The organism is Deefgea piscis (assembly GCF_013284055.1).
Classification (GTDB): domain Bacteria; phylum Pseudomonadota; class Gammaproteobacteria; order Burkholderiales; family Chitinibacteraceae; genus Deefgea; species Deefgea piscis.
In genome coordinates this window covers 2034706-2056307 of sequence record NZ_CP054143.1, presented here as the reverse complement: position 1 = coordinate 2056307, position 21602 = coordinate 2034706, and the positions used below count along the sequence as shown (strand labels likewise).

The window sequence follows — 21602 nt, the reverse complement described above, 5'->3', positions numbered from 1 at the left end:
TAAAGGCCGCCTACAGGTCGCAATAAAAAACGCACAGCCCGCTGTGCGTTTTTTTTTTCGGCATCACCACCGGTATACGATTGGCGATCAAGACCAAAAACGTTCTAACCAGCCTTTCTTTTGCCAGGTTTTTTGCACGCCGCGCGATAAGAAATGCTCAACATAGCGTTGGTCGGCCTCCATAATATGCCGCGTTAACCAATTGCGTAAAAAGTGCAGCAGCTCAAAAGATACCGCTTCACCTTGATTGAGTCTGGATTGCAAATCTACCATTTGCCCAATCAATTCTTCATGGTGCTGCTTATGCGTTTCATAATCGGGATAGCCCAAAATCCGCATCAAGCTTTCTTCTACCGTGAAGTGGATACGGGTGTAATCGGCCAAACGCTGCAAAATCTCCACCGAGGCCTCACGACCATGATGCTGGCGAATGGCATCGTGTAATTCATTTAATAAATTCACCAGCACTTTATGCTGCTCATCAATCTCTTGAATCCCGACCGATAACGTATCATTCCATTCAATCAATAAACTCATCGCTGACTCCCTCAGAAGCCGCCATACTGCCCAGCGCCGCACTGCCACTCTTTGATCCACATCAAAAAGCAGCACAAGCTCAATCTAGCTTCCCCTATCTACAACACTTAGCGCAGGGTTTAAATTCATTCACGGCAAACGGCTACAGGCAAACCCTTAGGGCTTATTAATGGTGAAGTTTTTGCTGCTTACGCGATTTTGGGCTGGCGTCACCGCCAGCAATGACCATTAAAGCACCGCAAGTGGCGCTCGCTCTCGAATCAATACATTTTGCAATGCGGCAAAACATTCAGCATCAATGGCTGATCCCACCATGCCGCGCATAATCTCAATGGTTTTTTCTGGCGAATTGGCGGCGTGATACGGGCGCTCGGCACTGATGGCGTCAAAAATATCGGCCACGGTGATAATGCGCGTTTCCATACCAATCGCTGCGCCACTGATTTTTTTAGGGTAGCCATGACCATCTAATCACTCGTGATGGGCGCCGGCGACAACGGCCAATTCAGCAAACTGCGCAATTTTTCCCAAAATAGTCTCAGTTAAACTGGCGTGCTGTTGTACCGCACGAAACTCTTCCTCGGTTAATCGGCCCGGTTTCTCCAAAATACGGCTACTCACCCCGAGTTTGCCGACGTCGTGCAATAACGCGGCGCGGGTAATCCACTGGCAACGCTCGGCAGAAAAACCCATTTCTTGGGCGATTAAATTGGCATAAAAGCCCACCCGTTCGCTATGCCCAGCGGTAAACGGGCTTTTGGCATCCACCACTTGACCAAATGCCGAGGCAATATCATCCATATAGGCTTCATCTACGGGCCGCGTCCATTGCGCCGGTTCCAGTGCCTGCACGATTTGATCAATATTGGGGTCGTTTAACACCTGCCAAAATGCCGCGTCTTGGCCGACCACATTAAACGCCGCCACCAATTCAGGGTCAAACCACACGCCAGCACGCTGCTGAATTTCTAAACGGGCGGCATCCGCGCCGTGCGAGAAATGAAATACATCAATCACTTGGGATAATAAGGCGATTCGCGCGTGGATTGGAATCGCATTACCACGCAAACCTTCTGGTCGGCCGCTACCATCCCAATGCTCATCTAAAGAATGTATCCCTTGGGCTACGGATTCAGGAAAACGCAGCTGCCGGGCAATGCGCGCGCCACGATCACAGCGCGTTTGAATGAGTTCTTGGGCTATTTGTTCGCCATTACGCAAAATATTTAAAATCGCAGTTAAGCGCTGGGTCCAGTTTTCATTTTTGCCGGTATGCTCAAACACAAAGCCTAAAACTTGCGATAAATTATTGCCGACCAATTTGAAATCATGCTTAAAGTGCTGATCATCGACCAAATACAGCTCGCAAATGCGCGCCGCATTGCTACTGCAACCCAAGTCTTTTAATAGCAAGGTGTAATACAAAGCCCAAATCTCGTCCTCTGCCATGCCAATTTGCCGGCCAATATGCACGCCAATCCAGCAACAACGCACACAATGCCCTTCAGGCTGTCCTTCAGTCAGATCCAAGGCGTAGCTGAGTGAACCCAATAACTCCGCTAGTTTTAAAGTTGCAGCCATTTTTCGTCTCACTCAGCGAAACAATAAAGGTCTTTACACCTGATTTAAGTGCTGGCGCTGGCGTACCAGCAAAACTCAATGCAGTACGCCATCGATCCACATGGGTTAGCGCGACATCAAACCCAGCATAGCTTAATTTAGACTGACTTAATCCATACGCAAAAAAGCCACCTTGCGGTGGCTTTAGCAATGCTGCAGCAATAAATGGCTTAATCTACGCCGCGAGCTCGCTCGGCATTAAATTTGGCAACAAATTGCGGGAATTGGTCGACTTCAATTGCGGCGCGCATTTCCGCCATCAGCACTTGGTAGTAGTGCAAATTGTGGATGGTATTCAGTTGCGAGCTCAAAATTTCTTGGCAGCGGAATAAATGATGCAAGTAGGCGCGGCTAAAATTGCGGCAGGTGTAGCAATCACAACTTTCATCGAGCGGGCGCATATCTTTTTTGTAATGGGCGTTTTTGATTTTAACGTTGCCATAACGGGTAAACATCATGCCATTGCGCGCATTGCGCGTTGGCATCACGCAGTCAAACATATCAATACCTTGCGATACGCCATACACCAAATCTTCTGGCGTACCCACACCCATTAGGTAACGTGGCTTATTCACTGGCAATTGCGGCGCAGTGTGCGCCAAGATGCGCTCCATCTCTTCTTTGGGCTCACCCACCGACAAGCCACCAATGGCCATGCCGTGGAAATCCAACTCATCCAGACCGGCGAGTGATTCATTACGTAGATCTTCATGCATACCGCCTTGCACAATACCGAACAGCGCATTGGGGTTTTCTTGGCGGTTAAATTCATCTTTCGAGCGCTTAGCCCAACGCAGCGACATCCGCATTGAATCGGCGGCAGTTTTATGGTCGGCTGGATACGGCGTGCATTCGTCAAAAATCATCACCACATCTGAATTGAGTACTTTTTGAATGCGCATTGATTCTTCTGGCGTCAGGAATAATTTGTCGCCATTGATTGGGTTTTGGAACTTCACCCCTTCTTCGGTGATTTTGCGCATCGCGCCCAAGCTAAACACTTGGAATCCACCCGAATCGGTCAACATCGGCTTATCCCAGCCCATAAATTGATGCAAACCGCCAAATTCTTTAATCACTTCCAAACCTGGGCGCAGCCACAAATGGAAGGTGTTGCCGAGAATGATTTGTGCTTTGATGTCATTCAAATCGCGCGGCGTCATCGCCTTCACGGTGCCGTAAGTGCCAACAGGCATAAAGACCGGCGTCTCAACCACGCCGTGATTCAAAGTCAAAGTACCGCGACGGGCCCCTGATGAGGTGGTTTTTAATTCAAATTTCATGTGTTTCCTCGCAAGCCGGAAAACAGTCCGGCGCTCATTAAAAACATTGACCACAGCGGCGCAAAGTCACAAAGAACCCCCCTGCGGATTCGGTTTTCCTCTGCGTCTTTGTGCCTCTGTGGTTCAAATTTTTTTACTTTCGTTCTAACAACATCGCATCGCCATAACTAAAGAAGCGATATTCATTGCTCACTGCATGTTCATACGCTGCGCGCATGGTATCAAATCCAATAAAGGCTGCCACAAGCATTAATAACGTTGATTTGGGTAAATGAAAGTTAGTAATCAAGCGATCAACCACTTTAAATTCAAAACCTGGCGTAATAAAAATATCGGTATCGCCCACCGGCTCAGCCAACAAGCCTTGCTGTGACGAGGCTTCTAGCGCGCGCAAACTGGTTGTTCCCACAGCAATCACCCGGCCACCGCGTGCCTTGGTCGCCAAAATCAGCTCAATCGTCGCTGGCGGAATAAAGTACCGTTCATGATGCATGGTGTGTTCACTAATATCATCAACGCGCACCGGCATAAACGTGCCAGCACCAACATGCAAAGTCAAAAACGCCGTATCCACGCCCATGGCACGAATTTGCGCTAATAAATCATCGGTAAAGTGTAAGCCCGCCGTTGGCGCCGCCACTGCACCGGGGTCACGTGCGTAAACGGTTTGATAACGCTTAGCATCTTCATCGTCGGGCACATGGGTAATATAGGGTGGCAATGGCAATAAGCCCGATTGCTCCAAAATTTCAAACACGCTCAAGTCGCCTTCAAAGCGCAATTTAAATAAATCGCCTTGGCGCTCGACCATTTCGGCGGTGAAGCCGCCTTGAAAATGCAAAATCGTTCCGGCCTTGGGCGCTTTAGATGCTTTAACGTGCGCCAAAGCCGTATGTTGGTCTAAAACCCGTTCAACCAGCGCTTCAATTTTACCGCCACTGGCTTTTTCACCAAATAAACGCGCTTTAATCACCTTGGTGTCGTTAAACACCAAAAGATCGCCAGCACGCAAAAAATTCGGCAAAGCGCCAAATAGCGTATCTTGTCGCGTTTGACCGTCAATATGTAGCAAACGACTCGCGCCACGCACCTCAGGAGGGAACTGCGCGATCAATTGATCGGGCAAATGGTAATCAAAATCGGCAATCTGCATTAAAAAAACGCCTTCGTCGCATATGTAGCAAAACTACAAGATTGTATCAGCAAACATCGATATAAGCCGCGCCAACATTGACGTAGGCACGATTTAAAACAATCGTTTACACCCTCAGTAAAAAAGAAAAAGCACGCTTTTTCTGGACAAGTTCGCAGAACTTGCGGCAAACTCCGTCGATTACATTGTGTTACAAGGAGTTCGCGAATGGCCGATATCGGTAAAATTCTGGTTTTGCATGGCCCCAACCTTAATTTACTCGGACTACGTGAACCCCAACATTACGGTAGCAGTACATTGGCCAGCATCAATCAACAGTTGATTGACTTGGGTGCTAGCCAAAAAGTTTCAGTCGAGACTTTTCAGTCCAATCGCGAATACGAAATCATCGAACGCATCCATGCCACTTTACAAGACGGCACAGATTATATCGTGATCAACCCTGCTGCGTTCACGCATACCAGTGTGGCGATTCGTGATGCTTTGGCTGGTGTCAAAGTGCCTTTTGTCGAAGTACATCTGTCGAATGTACATGCACGGGAAACCTTCCGTCATCACTCCTATTTTTCTGATCTCGCCATTGGCGTGATCTGCGGCCTCGGGGCTAAAGGCTATGCCTATGCACTCGAGTTTGTCATCGACCGCTTAAAATCGGCCAAATAAAAGGCTAAACAGCCGTTTTCTGACCAACAACCAAGCACAGTACGGCAAAACAAGACCGACTTTTACTGACACACATTTGTTTAAACCATAAGGTGGCCTGCACGACAGGACACCCATTTGACCTTTCAGAGGGGATTGCAACATGGATCTACGTAAACTTAAAAAACTCATCGACTTAGTTGAAGAATCAGGCATTGCCGAATTAGAAGTTACTGAAGGCGAAGAAAAAGTACGCATCACCCGCACCGTTGCCAACGCACAATATATGCAACCGATGCAATATCATGTTCCAGCCCAGCAACAAGCTGCCGCTCCTGCTCCAGCACCTGCTGTGACGGTTGAAGCCAGCGAAGCTGCGGCACCGGTGGTTTCAGGCAACACTCAAAAATCACCAATGGTTGGCTCTTTCTATCGCTCATCGAGCCCAGATGCCAAACCATTTGTAGAAGTTGGCCAAAGCGTGACTGCGGGTCAAACGATTTGTATTATCGAAGCAATGAAATTATTGAATGAAATCGAAGCTGAACACAGCGGCGTGATTAAAGCCATCTTGGTAGAAAACGGTCAGCCCGTTGAATATGGCGAACCAATGTTTATTATTGGCTAATTCTGTGAGATGCAAGGGCTAAGGAATGGGGTATATCAGCCCCACCTCAGCCCTCACTCACTGATCACGGAGTACCTATGTTTAAAAAAATCCTCATTGCCAATCGCGGCGAGATTGCACTACGTATCTTGCGTGCCTGCCGTGAAATGGGCATCAAAACCGTTGTGGTTCACTCAGAAATCGACCGCGAAGCCAAATACGTCAAGCTGGCGGATGAGTCAGTTTGTATCGGTCCTAATCCTTCTGCGCAAAGCTACCTGAATATGGCGGCGTTAATTTCTGCGGCCGAAGTGACTGAAGCCGAAGCAATTCACCCGGGCTACGGTTTTCTTTCTGAAAACGCTGATTTTGCACAAAGAGTCGAAGAATCGGGCTTTGTATTTATCGGCCCACGCCCAGAAACCATTCGTTTAATGGGCGACAAAGTGTCGGCTAAAGACGCAATGAAAGAAGCTGGCGTACCTTGCGTTCCGGGTTCTGACGGCGCTTTGCCTGATGATGGCGATGAAATGATTAAGATTGGCCGCAAAGTGGGCTATCCGGTCATCATCAAAGCCGCTGGTGGTGGTGGTGGTCGCGGTATGCGCGTGGTTGAGCGCGAAGAAGACTTGCTGGCCGCAGTAGCAATGACGCAAGCCGAAGCTGGCGCAGCATTTGGCAATCCAGTGGTATATATGGAACGCTATTTGCAAAACCCACGCCATATCGAAATCCAAATTTTGGCCGACCAGCACGGCAATGCGATTTATTTGGGCGAGCGCGATTGCTCTATGCAACGTCGCCACCAAAAAGTACTCGAAGAAGCGCCAGCACCAGGCATTACCCAAGAGCAGCGCGAGCGCATCGGTGAATCTTGCGCCGAAGCTTGCCGCCGTATGGGCTATCGCGGTGCAGGTACATTTGAATTCTTGTATGAAAACGGCGAGTTCTTCTTTATTGAGATGAATACGCGCGTACAAGTTGAGCATCCAGTGACTGAGCTCATTACCGGCATCGATATTGTGCAAGAGCAAATTCGTGTCGCTGCCAACTTACCACTGAGCTACACCCAAGCGGACGTTAAAATCCACGGTCATGCCATTGAATGCCGGATCAATGCCGAAGATCCGCTGAACTTCTTCCCAAGTCCAGGCCGGATTACCACGTATCACACGCCGGGTGGCCCAGGCGTTCGGGTTGATTCGCACGTGTATCAAGGCTATTTTGTGCCGCCAAACTATGACAGTATGATTGGCAAAATCATTACTTACGGTGACACCCGTGAGCAAGCGATTGCGAAAATGCGCATCGCTTTGTCCGAAATGGTAGTGCAAGGGATTTCAACCAATATCCCATTGCATCAACAGCTCTTGGTGGATGCTGAATTTATCAAAGGTGAAACCAGCATTCATTACCTTGAGCATCAAATGCCGGAAATTCGCAAATTGATCGCGGAAAAAACAGCCGCATCGCAGTAAACCTCGCTGTAACCCTAGAAAACGGAGCCCAAGGGCTCCGTTTTTTATTTTGCCCTTGGCAAACCAACGGTGCTGTTCAGATTACGTGTTGCTGGTTTTAAGTGCCTGCGGCACATTGTTTTACAGTCGCAGTCCGCGACGGGGACCCCATTTTCTTTGATTCGCCAAAGAAAATGGGGGAAAAGAAAGGCGACCCGAGCGCGCCCAGCTCCGCTGTGCCCTCGATTGTCGTGAGCCAAACGATAAACCCGTTTGTCTCTCTCCTCACTCGGTGCGCTTAGACGGGATTTTAAGCCCCAGCTCGACGAGCGCGGCACAGCATCAACACCAAATCTGAACACCGTATTGGGCCCTAGCCCGCCATCGATATCGGCTGCGGATGAATACCTCATCAAAAACGCGGACATTCAAATTGAGCATCGCGGCTATCCCACCCTCATCGACTTGGGACTGAAAAACCAGTCCAGTACATCTGCACCTCACGATCAATCAAACTGTAACCCTCAATTTACCGCGGCAATGCCTCTGTCATGCCACTGTAATTCCCCCTACTATTTCAGCTCATTATCTTGCCGAGGTGCTTGTGCTAAACATTGCATTACTAACTTATGTCGCCATCATGTCGGTCACGCCGGGACCGAATAATTTAATGCTCGCCGCTTCGGGTGGCAATTTTGGTTTTCGCCGCACCCTACCGCATATGCTGGGAATTAGTATTGGCCATGCGGTGCAGGTGTTTTTAGTCGGGATGTTTTTGGCATGGGTGATGGCTGTGCTCAGTAGCGTTCGGCCGATTTTGGGCGTCATCGGTTGCGCTTATTTACTGTGGTTGTCATGGCAGATTTGGCGCTCGGCCTCACCCGAAGGCAAACAAGTCGCGCGGCCGATGTCGTTTTGGGCCGCAGCGGCGTTTCAATGGATTAACCCCAAAGCATGGGTGATGGTCATCAATACGGTGATTTTATTTTTGCCACACGGGCCAGCCAATCTGGGCGCAGTGCTGAGTTTGGCGCTGATTTGCGCTTTGATCAATTTACCCTGTATTGCCATATGGGCTTGGCTGGGCGACGCATTACGCCACCATTTGCTGGTGCCAAAAAACCTCAAATTGTTTAACGGCACTATGGCTTCATTGATGGCGCTCACGGCATTTTATTTGCTGTATGGCGAACTCATCGTACTGGTTTAATCATGCCCTTAGTTCCTGAAACTAAACATTTTTGCGACGCAAAGTAAACAAGCACAAAAAGCTTTTTCGTCGATAGGGTGCGGTTCGTGGCAAAATACGTCCCTACAGAACTTAGGAACAGCATCATGGCATGGCAAGAACTCCGCCTAACAACCGATTCTGCACAAGCAGAAGGCTATTCGGACACCTTATTTGATTTGGGCGCGCTTTCCGTGTCGATTGAAGACGCAGCTGCAGGCACCGATGCTGAAAAGCCTATTTTTGGCGAACCGGGCGAGCCGGTCGATCAATTGTGGGAAACCAGCATTGTGGTGGCGCTGTTTGATGTTGAGATGGATGTCGCCACCATTGTTGAGCACGCAGCGCAAATCCTGCAACTGCCAGCGCCAAGTTTCGAGATCATCAACGTAGCCGATCAAGACTGGGTGCGCTTAACCCAATCGCAATTTGATCCAATCCCAATCTCTCCGCGCCTATGGATTACCCCAACATGGCACGAATGCCCCGATCCTGCGGCAGTAAGCATCCAGCTGGACCCCGGTTTAGCCTTTGGTACCGGTAGCCACCCAACAACTCGCCTGTGTTTGCAATGGCTAGATTCCAACCTTGCTGGCGGTGAAAACGTCCTCGATTACGGTTGCGGCAGTGGGATTTTGGCGATTTCAGCGCTCAAACTCGGCGCAGGCGAAACCGACGGCGTGGATATCGACGCCCAAGCGATGATTGCCAGCCGCCAAAATGCCGAGCAAAACAACGTTGTCGCCCAATTTTATTTGCCTGATGCTGCGCCGAGCAAAAGCTACGACGTGGTCGTTGCCAATATCCTGACCAATCCACTCAAAGCATTAGCACCATTACTGGCCAGCCGTTGCCGTATCGGTGGCAAGATTGTGCTATCGGGTATTTTGGCCGAACAAGCGCATGAAATTATCGCCATTTACAGCCAATGGTTTGATTTTTCGCCAGCCGCCGAGCACGAAGGTTGGGTTTGCCTCTCCGGTATCCGCAAATCCGCTTAATGAGTGAAGTCAGCGCATGAACCAAATTACCTGCTGCCCCAATTGCAGCACCGCCTTTCGGGTGACCGATCAGCAGCTCAGCGCACATCAAGGCAAAGTGCGCTGTGGTCGCTGTGCATTTGTGTTTCATGCGCCTGATTTTATGCAAGCGCCCATTGCCAGCAATGGGCCAAGCCAGTCCGACGATGCCGAAATCAGCAGTATCCCTGCCCAAGCGCCCCCAGTGGAACCTGAGCAGCAACTCAATCAAACAGAGACCATCGCAACCGTCTTTGAACCGCTGGACACGCAAGCTGATCAACAAGGTATAGACGCAGAGCCTTTAATCAATAAAGGTGACAGCAATATACCCGATGATATTGCTCAAGAAATCGATTTACTCCAATTTGAAGTCCTCGCCCGCAACAACAGCAGCAATGTTGAGCCGGCATTGGAGACTGAAAGCGAACCTCAAAGCCAAGTTGAAACGGCCGCTTCACCAAGCGCAGCACAAGACCCGACACTGGCAATGGAAATTGAACTGGCTTTGGCCGCTGCTGCAGCGACTGAAGACACCAGCCAGCCGGTGATGAGCGCGCCAAACCAAAACCACGTTGAAATTGATAGCAATGCTGAATATCAGCCGATTCTCAGCGATGACGATTTATTTGTACCACACAAAAAAACCGCGCAACACACCGGTTGGTGGGCGCTAGCCAGTCTATTGGCAGTGATGATCTTGGTACTGCAATTGTTGTATCAATTCCGGCTTGAGCTCAGCCAAGACTTTCCTGCTTTACGCCCCAAATACCTAGCACTGTGCGCCAAACTCGATTGCGCCATGCCGCTGCCACAAAAATCACCATTGCTGCGCTCGGAATATTCAGAACTCAGTTTTATTCCCAATAATCCGCAGTTAATTCAACTGAATGCCACCTTGCGTAATCTAGCGCCCTTTGCCCAAGCACTGCCCAAGCTAGAGCTCACGCTGACTGATGACAATGAACGCGTCATCGTTCGCAAAGTATTCACCGCCAAACAATATTTGCTGCAAAACGAGCGCCAACAAGATCGCATCGAAGCCAACGAAGAAATTCCTGCATTCTTACAATTAGACTTGGGCGATTTACATTCAACTGGTTATTCCCTGCTCTGGTTCTACTAAGAAATCTTGTTTTTCTGACAATTGAAGTCATACTGACAAGATAAACTCAGGAGATCATCAATGTCGACCGTTATGCTCAATAGCACCCCTGTCAGTATTGGTGGCCGTTTTCCTCGTGCAGGTGAAACGGCACATAGCTTTATGCTGGTCGACATTCAATTACAAGATGTGCCGCTGTCCAAATTTTGGGGACAAAGAAAACTCATTGCCGTAGTGCCTAGCTTAGATGCGGCGATTGGTTTAACCATTGCCAGAAAACTCGAAACCATAGGGTATGAACTCAAAAACGCCGTGATTATGACGGTTTCGGTCGATACCCCCTATGCACTATCACGGATTGTTGATTCTGAAGGTTTTCGCAAAATCCAATTAATGTCGACCTTGCGTGGGCGTGACTTTCATAAAGACTACGGCGTGATGATTACCGATGTTCCGCTGTCTGGCCTGATGACCACCGCCTTATTTGCGCTCGATGTTGACGATACCATTTTGTATTCCGAGCTGGTGAGTGATCTCAATGCCGAGCCCAACTATACATCGGCGCTAGATTTACTCGACCCGCCTGCCGCTACTGCCGCCGTAACGGAAGTCGAAGTACTCAGTATCGAATAACACCCAAAGCTAAACGCCAAGATTGGAGCAACGATCCATCTTGGCGTTTTTGCGTCTGCAACACCCATCTTTTGCAAACACGCCAGCGATGGAATAAAAATTACGGCACTTAAGCAAATAATCACTTTTGATTTACTAAAACAACCCCACTTACTTTCATGCAGCATTCAATATAAAAACTAAGGAGCATTACATGGCATCAGTTACTCTTGGCGGCAATCCAGTCACCCTCAATGGCACGTTCCCAGCAGTGGGCAGCACCGCCCCAGCATTTAGTTTGGTGGCGAAAGATCTTTCAGACGTGAGTTTGGCTAGCTTTGCTGGTAAACGTAAAGTTTTGAATATTTTCCCTAGCGTTGACACGCCAACTTGCGCGATGTCAGTGCGTCATTTCAACGAGTCAGCCGCCAAACTCGAAAACACCGTGGTATTGTGCATTTCTGCTGATTTGCCATTCGCACAAAGCCGCTTTTGCGGTGCCGAAGGCATTGAAAACGTGGTGAATTTATCGACCATGCGCGGCCGTGAATTTTTGGCCAATTATGGTGTTGAAATCACCAGCGCGCCACTGGCTGGCGTCGCTGCGCGTGCAGTGCTAGTTTTGGATGAGAATGATCAAATCATCCATGCTGAACTCGTTGCCGATATTAAAGACGAGCCTAACTATGAAGCGGCATTGAAAGTTTTAGCTTAAGCGCCAGATCAGGGTTAAACTTCGCACTGTTTAACCCTGTTTAATTTTTGAATTTTATGACCTCATGGCCCCTTGATTTTTTCTCGAGCACCCCTGCCTTTGCACCGGTTTTACCCTATCTAAAGCGCTTTTCCCAAGCCCCATTGCACGCCGATTGGTTAACGGTGAGTGAGCGTATCCAAACCCAAGGCGGCGCAAACATTCAGTTTGTCGATCCCGATAGCATCACTGAATATTACGAACTTGAAATCTACCAAAAAGGCCGTGTCGCTACCCGCTTAAACTGGCATGACACGTTTAACGCCACCATTTGGCAAGCCTACCCCAAAAGCAAAGTGGCACTTAATGCGCTGCACTTTAAAGCGATGCAAGCCGATCCCGACAGCAAAATCCGTGGGCCAGTGCGTGATGCGGCCACCTTGTTTGATGAATGCGGCTTAATTTTGCCGTATAGCCGCCCGGCGCTACTTGAGCTGATGGTCGCGCATCAATGGCAAGCCTTATTTGTTGACGAGGCCAAAGCATGGGGCCAAGAAATCAGCGCCTTTGTTTTTGGCCACGCCACGCTGGAAAACCTATTACAACCTTTTATTGGCCTAACCGGTAAATGCTGGCCGATTCAAGTAGATACGGATTTTTTTGCGCTTGATTTAATCCTGCAACGCCAAGAACTTGATCGCCGAATTGCCGAACAAATCGAGCAACACGCATTACAAACCCCACGCCAACTGCCGCCACTGCCGTATTTGGGCATTCCACAATGGTGGCCCGAGCAAGACGCCGACTTTTATGCCAATACCCGCTATTTTCGCCATGCACGGCAAAAAAGCGCACCAAAATAAATCCGTACGCACCATTGCGGCACGCTGATTGCCCCTGCAGTGCCCGCAATCGAGCACCATTCTGCTGCGCCTAGCGCCATAAGCCCATCAAATCAATCACTTAATGGCAATGGCATAATGCTTGCTTTTAGTGCCGATCCGTTTTCAAGCTGATCACTAAGGGAGCAAGCAATGAGTGCGAGTAGTGTCGACGTTTTATTTATTTTATTAGGCGCCATTATGATTTTGGCGATGCATGCCGGCTTTGCTTTTTTAGAATTAGGCACGGTACGCAAAAAAAATCAGGTCAATGCCTTAGTTAAAATTTTGACCGACTTTGCCGTATCCGCCATCGCTTATTTTTTTATTGGCTACGGTATCGCCTACGGCGTGCATTTTTTTGGCCCCGCCAGCGATATGCTACAAAACCATGGTTTTGAGCTGGTTAAGTTTTTCTTTTTACTCACTTTTGCTGCCGCCATTCCAGCCATTGTTTCTGGCGGTATTGCTGAGCGCGCCAAGTTTCATCCACAATCGGCGGCGACTTTTTTACTGGTCGGCTTTATCTATCCCTTTTTTGAAGGCATGGTGTGGAATAATAATTTCGGCATGCAAGATCTATTTAAAGCTTGGTTTGGCGCGCCCTTTCATGACTTTGCCGGCTCAGTGGTGGTGCATGCGGTCGGCGGTTGGATTGGCCTAGCTGCGGTACTGCATCTGGGCGCGCGCCGTGGGCGCTACAGTAAAGAAGGTCGTATCGCCGCGCATCCACCATCTAGCATCCCATTTTTAGCCTTAGGCGCCTGGATTTTGATCGTCGGCTGGTTTGGCTTTAACGTGATGAGCGCGCAAAAAATCGCAGGTATTTCCGGCCTAGTGGCCATGAATTCACTCATGGCGATGGTGGGCGGTACATTAGTTGCCACCGTCGTCGGCAAAAACGACCCCGGCTTTATTCATAACGGCCCACTCGCTGGCTTAGTCGCAGTGTGTGCTGGCTCCGACATCATGCATCCCTTGGGCGCGCTGGTTGTTGGCGGCATTGCTGGTGGGCTGTTTGTATGGCTATTTACCCTGACGCAAAACCGCTGGAAAATCGACGACGTACTTGGCGTCTGGCCACTGCATGGTATTTGCGGTGCATGGGGGGGTATTGCTGCAGGAATTTTTGGCAGCACCTACTTGGGCGGTATAGGTGGGGTGAGTATCCTAGCGCAAGTGGTCGGCACCCTACTCGGCGTGGTGATTGCTTTTGCTGGTGGCTATCTGGTGTATGGCGTATTGAAAAAAACCGTCGGCATTCGTCTGACTGACGAAGAAGAATTTAACGGCGCCGACTTAAGCATCCACCAAACCTCAGCCAGCCCCGAACGCGAGACCAATTGGTAAGCTTTGACTCAGTAAAAAACCAGATCCGGCCTCTTTCATGCAGAAAACGAGTTGTTTGCTTGGGCATGAAATCGGCACGGGGCGAATGCTGCACCGCCAAAGTCACCGCTTAAATGGTTTGGTGGGTGGCAGATGTCCGCCGAGTTAAAGCTGCCGTAGGGCGACAATGAGCGCAGCGAATTGCGCCGCATTAGCCGTAAATAAACATCGCAACGGCGCGATTTGCGTAGCTTTCAGCACCCTACAGTATTGCGCCGTACGTGGTGAGCTTGCGAAGCCCAACAATCGCGGTAAACGTTGGGCTGCATTTCATTTAGCCCAACGCACTGCGGATGTCCGCCGAGTTAAATCTGCCGTAGGGCGACAATGAGCGCAGCGAATTGCGCCGCATTAGCCGTAAATAAACATCGCAACGGCGCGATTCGCTACGCTCATCAGCACCCTACAGTATTGTGCCGTACGTGGTAAATGAAGCTGCCATTTCGCATGTCATAAATGAGCTTCAGTAGTTTCGGACAAATCCTCAAACCGTATATCCACTAACCTATGCGTTGTATCCAACCGTAGGGTTGCTCATACTTCTCAGGTGGCCTCAAGTCGCAAAGGTATATTTTTGCGAACTAAAAGATATATCTTGGCGGATTTTGTGTCGCTACTGGCTTATGTATGATTTGCCATCCAAATTGCTTTTTTCTGCAATTTAAAATTCAAATGCCACTCTATTGATAAAGAGAGATTGGCATTTATTTATGCAAATCATTCTCTGGGCTCATCAATGCCAAAAATAAATTCAAGTCAATTCATATTCCTTGGAGTCACTTTTCTTATGGGGATTTGTTCATCAATTTTTGGGCCATTGCAAAGCTATTTTTTTGTGAATGAGCTGGGCGCTACGCCATCTCTCGTTGGCACTTATCTTGCTATATCTAGTTTTGCTACGATTTTGGTATCACAGCTAGTTGCCATGTATTCAGACCGTGGTATCGCTCGGCATAAATTAATTATATTTTCAGCTGCATGTGGCATATTGGCCTTCATCGGTTTTATCTTTATCAAGAATATCTACGCGCTCGCATTTATTGGCCTGACTTTACTGGCCTGCGTGTCAATTGGCGCTCCGCAGCTTTTTGCTCTTGCCGCTGAAGTGTTCGGTGATGAAAATGAGTCTTTAATGGGAACAATGCGTGCAGTAGTATCTATGGCATGGGTAATTGGCCCACCAATGGCCTTTAGCCTAGTTAGTTTATTCAGTTTTAATATTACGTTCGCAATTCTGATTGTTTCATATGCTTGCATTGCCTTTGCCGCGTTAAAGCTGCATATGCCGCTCGCGGTAAAGCCTGAGCAGCAAAAATTAGAAACCGGTTCTGAAAATACAAAATTAAATCTCAAACTATTATTCGCGATAGCGGGGATGGTGTTTTTATTTGCAGCGGGAACCAATTATACGATGGCCATGCCTTTGTATATTATGAAAATGGCAAAACATCCCGAGTGGCTGCCCGGTGTTTTTTTTGGATTGACTGCAGCATTTGAAATTCCTTTAATGTTGCTATCAGGAAGAATCAGCAAAAGAATTAGTCATCAAAAACAATTACTTCTTGCTGCAGCCTTAGGCTCAATTTATTACCTATTGTTTGTAACTGCAGCATCCATGGTATTTTTACTGGCAATACAAATGATAGGTGCGGCAAGTATCGCCCTGAGTGCAACAGCAGGCTTACAATTTTTTCAACATCAAGCCAAAAATCGATTGGGTTATGCATCGACCTTATATGCAAATTCAATCGTAGGTGGCATGGCGCTGGGGGCTTTTGTTGGCGGCTTATTGGCAAGTAGCTGGGGTTATCACCTTGCTTTGGCGAGCAATGTCATTATGTGCATTCTTTCCTTGATTTGCTTTCATCTTGCGCGGCAAGCCGATACTAATTGCATTGCCATTACAGCGCCTACATGTGCGTAATTGCATAGCTGCAATGACTAAATTTAATCCCAGTACAGTTGCCTTAATTGTTAATTAATGCGCTCGGGCACATTACTCAGAGCGCCTTGCAATTGTTGGATACGCGCATGCTGCTCACCAAATAGACTTAACATAGACTGGAAATTATCGGCATTTCTCTTGTTAAGATTTTGCAAAAGCCCTTCAATAACAGAGGTTCGGTCTTTTCGTCTTTTATTAATCAGGGAATAAAACGTACTTCCTGTTTCAGCCCAATTTGTATCAATGCTGAGTGCGACATGAGCTCGCGCATATAAGAGCAGTGAGATACTGATTTTTTCTGCTTGGCTGGCATATTTAGCGTAGGTAGCCGCAGATACGCCCAACAAATGCGCCATTTCACCGCGAGATAAATTGTGAAAGTGACGCATTGCCTCAAAGTTTTTCATAACTCTGAAATAGTAATTGGTCAGTACATCATCAAGAGCCTGTTGAAAATTTAGTGCCTCATCATCTGCAGCAACACAATTACTCCACTCAGGCTTGCCGGACAGCAAACTGAGTAGCGAATAAAAATTCTTATCATTCGATTTGGCAATTAAATTGAAATAGGAGCGACATATCAATTCTTCCGGCGGGAAAAATTTAGCGTATTCGGTATATTTGAACAACAGCGGTAATGGTGCCCCTGTTGTCGCAGACCATCTAGCCGCTGAATGCATTTTAGGCACATCAATTCCAGCTTCATATTTACGATATTGCCCAATAGAAACGCCAAAGCAATTGGCCATTTCTTGCTGCCCGTTTTTTACACATTTGCGGTAATCCGCAAGACTGTGCCCAATTGCATAAGCAATATTGTTCTCGTATTTTTCAAAATCTACGGAAATTGGTTTGCCTATACATTCAACTGATTCAAAACAAAAATAATCCAAGTGAAGCTCTTTTAAATGCAAATAAAATGGCCAGTGTATAGGTTGGGCTAAATGAAATGCAGCCCAACGTTTACCGCGATTGTTGGGCTTCGCAAGCTCAGCACCAAGCTACAAACACCTTCCTTTCTGGGCCGACAACGGCCACTGATAGCCAGTTTAACTTGCCTACGAAAATCACACGACTTAGCTGTATGTATCGTTGCATTAACCGTAATGAGCAGCCCAAAAATAGAAGTCATTGCCTAATGACAATGACTTCGTTAATGGCAAGGGTGTAGGTTCATCGCTCACCCAATATCCACCTTGATATTGGGCTGAGCTAAACGCATTAGGCTGCGGTGCTAATTTTGATTTCGCGTGGCACGAGGTAAACGGTTTCGGCGACTTGCCATGCGCCTTCGAGCTGTCGCTCGCGGGTGAGTTCGACTTCAACGACTTCATGATCTGCCACTTCCACTTCAAGCCTCACCGTCGCGCCCAATAAACGAATATGGGTGATGGTGCCTTCAATCGCATGCAAGCTGGCAATACGGCTCAAATCAATTTCATGCGGGCGCACATACACGGTGGCGTGCTCGCCTGGCTCGGCGGCAAATTGACCGCTGCCCACCTTGGCCCAGCCTTCGTGTACCCGAGAGTGAAATAAATTCACATCACCCAAAAACTGGTACACAAACGGGCTGGCTGGCGTGTCGTAAACTTCGCTTGGCGTACCAATTTGCTCAATTTGGCCTTGATTCATCACCACTACGCGATCTGCTACTTCTAGCGCTTCTTCTTGATCGTGGGTCACAAACACTGAAGTAACGTTGATTTCATCGTGTAGGCGGCGCAACCAACGGCGTAACTCTTTACGCACCTTGGTGTCGAGCGCACCAAATGGCTCATCGAGCAGCAAGACTTTCGGTTCAACCGCCAAAGCCCGCGCTAATGCAATGCGCTGTCTTTGCCCGCCAGACAGTTGCGCAGGATAGCGATCGGCCAACCAATCGAGTTGCACCAGATTGAGTAATTCATGCACTTTACGTTTAATTTCCGCGTCGCTCGGTCGGGTGGATTTCGGGCGCACGCGTAAGCCAAACGCCACGTTTTCAAATACCGTCATATGGCGAAACAGGGCATAGTGCTGAAAGACAAAACCCACTTGGCGTTCACGCACATGCGTATCGGTGGTATCTTCGCCGTGAAATAAAATTTGCCCAGAGTCTGGCGTTTCTAGCCCGGCAATCACCCGCAGCAAAGACGTTTTGCCGCAGCCTGACGGCCCAAGCAGCGCAATTAATTCTCCAGATTCAACATTCAAGCTCAAGTCATTAAGCGCTTTAAAGTCGCCAAATGTTTTAACGATATTGCGAATTTCGATGCTCATGGTTTATTCCTCGTGCCACCGTATCAGGGTGATATGCTAAGACCACCAATACGGTGACTGATCTATTCGGTTTTTGATCGATTGCTGCGTCGCCGTGCCGCGACTTTCAATTGGGTTCAATTGGGCGACACGGTGCTGCATTTAGGCTTGCATTGCCGAACGACGATCGGCGATTTCTTGCTGCTCGGTACGCCACTCGATATAGCTTTTGATTGCCAGAGTCAGTAACGCCAATAAAGCCAGAATCGACGCGCAAGCAAAAGCACCGACAAAATTGTATTCGTTGTACAAAATCTCAACGTGCAAGGGAATCGTATTGGTCATGCCGCGAATATGCCCCGACACCACCGATACCGCGCCAAACTCCCCCATCGCCCGGGCATTGGCCAAAATCACGCCGTACAGCAAGCCCCATTTAATATTGGGTAAGGTGACATACCAAAACGTTTGCCAACCGCTTGCGCCAAGCACCAACGCCGCTTGCTCTTCATCTGTGCCTTGCGCTTGCATCAGTGGAATCAACTCTCGCGCCACAAACGGAAACGTCACAAACACCGTTGCCAAGACAATGCCGGGAACGGCAAAAATAACCTTAATATTGTGTTCCGCCAGCCACTCGCCCCACCAGCCATGTGCGCCAAACAGCAGCACATAAATCAAGCCAGCCACCACCGGCGACACGGCAAACGGCAAGTCAATTAAGGTAATCAACAGGCTTTTACCTTTAAATTCAAACTTCGCTATCGCCCAAGCGGCAGCCACACCAAAGGTTAAATTTAACGGCAGCGCAATCGCCGCCACAATCAACGTCAGTTTTATCGCCGCCAGCGCATCGCTTTCAACCAAGGATGCTTGATACAAGCCCCAGCCTTGATGCAAAGCTTCAAAAAACACTGAAAACAACGGGATAATCAGCATAACGCCGATCAATACCAAGGCCAAACCGGTCAGCGTATAGCGCACCCAAGGCGCTTCAGTGGTGACTACTCTTTTTGCAATCTGTGTTGCCATTTTATTCTCCTAGAACTAGCGACGATGCCGTGTCACCCACCACTGCAAACCATTAATCAGTAGTAATAATGCAAATGAAACCACCAGCATCACCACCGCAATCGCTGTCGCGCCCAAATAATCGTATTGCTCCAATTTGGAGATAATCATCAAAGGGGTGATTTCGGATTTAAACGGCATATTGCCCGCAATAAAAATCACCGAACCAAACTCACCAATCGCGCGAGCAAAGGCCAGCGTAAAACCAGTCAGCAGCGCCGGAAAAATCGTCGGTAAAATCACTTTGCAAAAAATCTGCCAGCGAGTGGCCCCCAAGCTAGATGCCGCCTCTTCCAGCTCTTTTTCCATGTCCTCGAGCACTGGCTGCACCGTGCGCACCACAAACGGTAAGGTAATAAAGGTCAGCGCCAACACAATGCCGGCGGGAGTAAACGCAATCTTGATGCCGAGCTGATCTAAAGGCGCCCCCAACAAACCATTGGGCGCATACAGCGTGGCTAAAGCAATCCCCGCCACCGCCGTTGGCAACGCAAAAGGCAAATCCACCAAGGCGTCGATAAAGCGTTTGCCGGGAAAGGAATATCGCACCAACACCCAAGCAATCAGCAAGCCGACAAATAGATTAATCAGCGCCGCGATCAATGAAGCGCCAAAAGTGACTTTATAACTGGCCACCACTCGCGGCTCGGTGACAATGGCCCAAAACGACGCCCAATCCAAACCCATCGATTTACTAATCAAAGCGGCCAATGGCAGCAATACAATCAACGATAAATACAGCACGCTATAGCCGAGCGCTAAATTAAACCCGGGTAAAACGCTACTTTGTTTCCATTTCATAGTGATTCCTTATGGGAATGTGCAGATTAGGTGCTGATGGTTAGCGTCGCGGCATTCCCTCTCCCTTGATGGGAGAGGGCGTAGGGTGAGGGTGATCCGCCGGCGTGTTTTGTAAGCTCAACACCCCCATCCCAACCTTCCCCCATCGAGGGGGAAGGGGCTGCAGTCGATCCGCTCAAGCGCTGGTGATTTAAGCAATCAACACCAAATCTGAACATTGCCACCTTATTAGGGTATATCTATCTAATCAATGACTAGCAAAGGCTAGACGGATATACCCAAGTTTTCCATCAAACTGCATTAACGTTTTTTGGCGATTTCCGCTGAGATTTGGTCGTAAATTGCGCCGTCGTCAAAGAATTTTTTCTGCGCAGCTTTCATGCCACCAAATTCAGCCACCCCAAATAATTTAATCGCTGGAAACTGCTTGGCATATTTAGCTGCCACAGCCGCATTACGTGGACGTAGATAATTTTGCGCTGCGACTTCTTGCCCTTCTGGGCTCCACAGATAGCGCAAATATTCATCCGCCACTTTGCGCGTGCCGCGTTTATCAACCACTTTATCCACCAAAGCCACCGGCAAATCAGCATCAATCGACACCGATGGATAAATCACTTCAAAATTACCCCGGCCAAACTCACGCGCAATCATTTCGGCTTCGTTTTCAAACGTCACCAATACATCGCCCATTTGGCGCTGCATAAATGTCGTCGTTGCTGCGCGACCACCGGCATCAAGCAACGGCACATTGGCAAATACCGCGCGGGTAAAATCACGCGCCTTGGCTTCATTGCCGCCATTTTGCTTGAGGGCTGCGCCCCATGCGGCTAAGAAGGTATAGCGACCATTGCCACTGGTTTTCGGATTTGGCACCACCACTTGCACATTCGGTTTAATCAAGTCTGCCCAATCTTTAATGCCCTTGGGATTACCTTTACGCACGATTAAAACTTGCATACTCGAAAAAGGTGCCGCTTCATCAGCGTATTTCTTTTCCCAGCCCGGATTAATTTGTCGGCCTTTTTCCACAATGGCATCAATATCGGTGCTTTGATTCATCGTCACCACATCCGCTTCTAGCCCATCAATGACCGAGCGCGCTTGTTTACTTGAACCACCGTGCGATTGTTGAATGGTTAATTTATCTTTGTATTTCGCTTCGTAATATTTTTGGAAAACCGGGTTATAGTCTTTATAAAAATCACGCATTACGTCATAAGAAACATTCAATAAAGTGGTATCGGCCCAGCTCAAAGCGCTGAAACCACTGAGCGAAATCGCCAGCACTATTTTTTTAAATTTAGACATGATGCG

The 21602-nt window shown here is 48.5% G+C and carries 19 protein-coding genes and 1 pseudogene; 11 read left to right on the top strand and 9 right to left on the bottom strand.

The annotated features are described in order from the left end of the window. Positions 1 to 87: 87 nt before the first annotated feature. The 4 genes and pseudogenes from HQN60_RS09650 to queA form a co-directional block, all read right to left on the bottom strand. On the bottom strand, positions 88 to 537 hold the full coding sequence (locus tag HQN60_RS09650; RefSeq protein WP_173533441.1) for a bacteriohemerythrin: 450 nt from the start codon (positions 535 to 537) through the stop codon (positions 88 to 90). A 228-nt stretch (positions 538 to 765) separates the two neighbouring features. After that, positions 766 to 1986: pseudogene (locus tag HQN60_RS09645) on the bottom strand (HD-GYP domain-containing protein). Positions 1987 to 2327: 341 nt separating this feature from the next. Then, positions 2328 to 3440 (bottom strand): tRNA guanosine(34) transglycosylase Tgt, encoded by a 1113-nt coding sequence (gene tgt, locus HQN60_RS09640; RefSeq protein ID WP_173533440.1) that lies wholly within the window; start codon positions 3438 to 3440, stop codon positions 2328 to 2330. Between the two features lie 133 nt (positions 3441 to 3573). Continuing rightward, on the bottom strand, positions 3574 to 4593 hold the full coding sequence (gene queA, locus HQN60_RS09635; RefSeq protein WP_173533439.1) for a tRNA preQ1(34) S-adenosylmethionine ribosyltransferase-isomerase QueA: 1020 nt from the start codon (positions 4591 to 4593) through the stop codon (positions 3574 to 3576). Between the two features lie 207 nt (positions 4594 to 4800). Here queA and aroQ point away from each other — a divergent pair, with 207 nt between their 5' ends. The 11 genes from aroQ (at position 4801) to HQN60_RS09580 (ending at position 16151) form a co-directional block, all read left to right on the top strand. Beyond that, positions 4801 to 5256: a type II 3-dehydroquinate dehydratase gene (aroQ, locus tag HQN60_RS09630; RefSeq protein WP_173533438.1), complete on the top strand. Its 456-nt coding sequence runs from the start codon at positions 4801 to 4803 to the stop codon at positions 5254 to 5256. A 142-nt stretch (positions 5257 to 5398) separates the two neighbouring features. Beyond that, the gene (gene accB, locus HQN60_RS09625; protein ID WP_173533437.1) at positions 5399 to 5863 is read left to right on the top strand and encodes an acetyl-CoA carboxylase biotin carboxyl carrier protein; all 465 of its coding nucleotides are present in this window, start codon (positions 5399 to 5401) and stop codon (positions 5861 to 5863) included. A gap of 77 nt (positions 5864 to 5940) precedes the next feature. Beyond that, positions 5941 to 7320 carry an acetyl-CoA carboxylase biotin carboxylase subunit gene (gene accC, locus HQN60_RS09620; RefSeq protein WP_173533436.1) on the top strand — a complete coding sequence of 460 codons (1380 nt, stop codon included), beginning with the start codon at positions 5941 to 5943 and terminating at the stop codon, positions 7318 to 7320. Positions 7321 to 7903: 583 nt separating this feature from the next. Continuing rightward, positions 7904 to 8509, top strand: a complete 606-nt coding sequence (locus tag HQN60_RS09615) for a LysE family translocator (protein WP_173533435.1) — start codon at positions 7904 to 7906, stop codon at positions 8507 to 8509. Positions 8510 to 8634: 125 nt separating this feature from the next. Then, positions 8635 to 9528, top strand: a complete 894-nt coding sequence (prmA, locus tag HQN60_RS09610) for a 50S ribosomal protein L11 methyltransferase (protein ID WP_173533434.1) — start codon at positions 8635 to 8637, stop codon at positions 9526 to 9528. A gap of 16 nt (positions 9529 to 9544) precedes the next feature. After that, the gene (locus tag HQN60_RS09605) at positions 9545 to 10672 is read left to right on the top strand and encodes a DUF3426 domain-containing protein (RefSeq protein ID WP_173534669.1); all 1128 of its coding nucleotides are present in this window, start codon (positions 9545 to 9547) and stop codon (positions 10670 to 10672) included. Between the two features lie 60 nt (positions 10673 to 10732). Then, positions 10733 to 11284 carry a thiol peroxidase gene (gene tpx / locus HQN60_RS09600; protein WP_173533433.1) on the top strand — a complete coding sequence of 184 codons (552 nt, stop codon included), beginning with the start codon at positions 10733 to 10735 and terminating at the stop codon, positions 11282 to 11284. 193 nt (positions 11285 to 11477) lie between these two features. Then, on the top strand, positions 11478 to 11978 hold the full coding sequence (gene tpx / locus HQN60_RS09595) for a thiol peroxidase (protein ID WP_173533432.1): 501 nt from the start codon (positions 11478 to 11480) through the stop codon (positions 11976 to 11978). 56 nt (positions 11979 to 12034) lie between these two features. Then, entirely contained in the window at positions 12035 to 12820 is a 786-nt protein-coding gene (locus HQN60_RS09590) for a DUF3025 domain-containing protein (RefSeq protein ID WP_173533431.1), read from the top strand. 171 nt (positions 12821 to 12991) lie between these two features. Beyond that, positions 12992 to 14188: an ammonium transporter gene (locus tag HQN60_RS09585; protein ID WP_173533430.1), complete on the top strand. Its 1197-nt coding sequence runs from the start codon at positions 12992 to 12994 to the stop codon at positions 14186 to 14188. A 775-nt stretch (positions 14189 to 14963) separates the two neighbouring features. After that, positions 14964 to 16151, top strand: a complete 1188-nt coding sequence (locus tag HQN60_RS09580; RefSeq protein WP_173533429.1) for a sugar efflux transporter — start codon at positions 14964 to 14966, stop codon at positions 16149 to 16151. Positions 16152 to 16201: 50 nt separating this feature from the next. On the opposite strand, the gene HQN60_RS09575 is transcribed toward HQN60_RS09580, so the two are convergent. The 5 genes from HQN60_RS09575 to HQN60_RS09555 form a co-directional block, all read right to left on the bottom strand. Beyond that, entirely contained in the window at positions 16202 to 17065 is an 864-nt protein-coding gene (locus tag HQN60_RS09575) for a hypothetical protein (protein ID WP_173533428.1), read from the bottom strand. Positions 17066 to 17393: 328 nt separating this feature from the next. Further along, on the bottom strand, positions 17394 to 18434 hold the full coding sequence (locus HQN60_RS09570; protein WP_173533427.1) for a sulfate/molybdate ABC transporter ATP-binding protein: 1041 nt from the start codon (positions 18432 to 18434) through the stop codon (positions 17394 to 17396). 141 nt (positions 18435 to 18575) lie between these two features. Next, on the bottom strand, positions 18576 to 19445 hold the full coding sequence (gene cysW, locus HQN60_RS09565) for a sulfate ABC transporter permease subunit CysW (RefSeq protein WP_173533426.1): 870 nt from the start codon (positions 19443 to 19445) through the stop codon (positions 18576 to 18578). Between the two features lie 15 nt (positions 19446 to 19460). Beyond that, entirely contained in the window at positions 19461 to 20285 is an 825-nt protein-coding gene (cysT, locus tag HQN60_RS09560) for a sulfate ABC transporter permease subunit CysT (protein WP_173533425.1), read from the bottom strand. A 300-nt stretch (positions 20286 to 20585) separates the two neighbouring features. After that, complete coding sequence (locus tag HQN60_RS09555) at positions 20586 to 21596, bottom strand: sulfate ABC transporter substrate-binding protein (RefSeq protein WP_173533424.1); 1011 nt, start codon at positions 21594 to 21596, stop codon at positions 20586 to 20588. Positions 21597 to 21602: the final 6 nt, after the last annotated feature.

Bases quoted from the DNA above. Each gene is read 5' to 3' on its own strand.
- HQN60_RS09605 (WP_173534669.1), top strand. From the start codon at position 9,545: ATGAACCAAATTACCTGCTGCCCCAATTGCAGCACCGCCTTTCGGGTG.
- queA (WP_173533439.1), bottom strand. From the start codon at position 4,593: ATGCAGATTGCCGATTTTGATTACCATTTGCCCGATCAATTGATCGCG.
- accB (WP_173533437.1), top strand. From the start codon at position 5,399: ATGGATCTACGTAAACTTAAAAAACTCATCGACTTAGTTGAAGAATCA.
- HQN60_RS09570 (WP_173533427.1), bottom strand. From the start codon at position 18,434: ATGAGCATCGAAATTCGCAATATCGTTAAAACATTTGGCGACTTTAAA.
- accC (WP_173533436.1), top strand. From the start codon at position 5,941: ATGTTTAAAAAAATCCTCATTGCCAATCGCGGCGAGATTGCACTACGT.
- prmA (WP_173533434.1), top strand. From the start codon at position 8,635: ATGGCATGGCAAGAACTCCGCCTAACAACCGATTCTGCACAAGCAGAA.
- HQN60_RS09580 (WP_173533429.1), top strand. From the start codon at position 14,964: ATGCCAAAAATAAATTCAAGTCAATTCATATTCCTTGGAGTCACTTTT.
- HQN60_RS09650 (WP_173533441.1), bottom strand. From the start codon at position 537: ATGAGTTTATTGATTGAATGGAATGATACGTTATCGGTCGGGATTCAA.
- tgt (WP_173533440.1), bottom strand. From the start codon at position 3,440: ATGAAATTTGAATTAAAAACCACCTCATCAGGGGCCCGTCGCGGTACT.
- tpx (WP_173533432.1), top strand. From the start codon at position 11,478: ATGGCATCAGTTACTCTTGGCGGCAATCCAGTCACCCTCAATGGCACG.
- HQN60_RS09555 (WP_173533424.1), bottom strand. From the start codon at position 21,596: ATGTCTAAATTTAAAAAAATAGTGCTGGCGATTTCGCTCAGTGGTTTC.
- tpx (WP_173533433.1), top strand. From the start codon at position 10,733: ATGTCGACCGTTATGCTCAATAGCACCCCTGTCAGTATTGGTGGCCGT.
- cysW (WP_173533426.1), bottom strand. From the start codon at position 19,445: ATGGCAACACAGATTGCAAAAAGAGTAGTCACCACTGAAGCGCCTTGG.
- cysT (WP_173533425.1), bottom strand. From the start codon at position 20,285: ATGAAATGGAAACAAAGTAGCGTTTTACCCGGGTTTAATTTAGCGCTC.
- aroQ (WP_173533438.1), top strand. From the start codon at position 4,801: ATGGCCGATATCGGTAAAATTCTGGTTTTGCATGGCCCCAACCTTAAT.
- HQN60_RS09585 (WP_173533430.1), top strand. From the start codon at position 12,992: ATGAGTGCGAGTAGTGTCGACGTTTTATTTATTTTATTAGGCGCCATT.
- HQN60_RS09590 (WP_173533431.1), top strand. From the start codon at position 12,035: ATGACCTCATGGCCCCTTGATTTTTTCTCGAGCACCCCTGCCTTTGCA.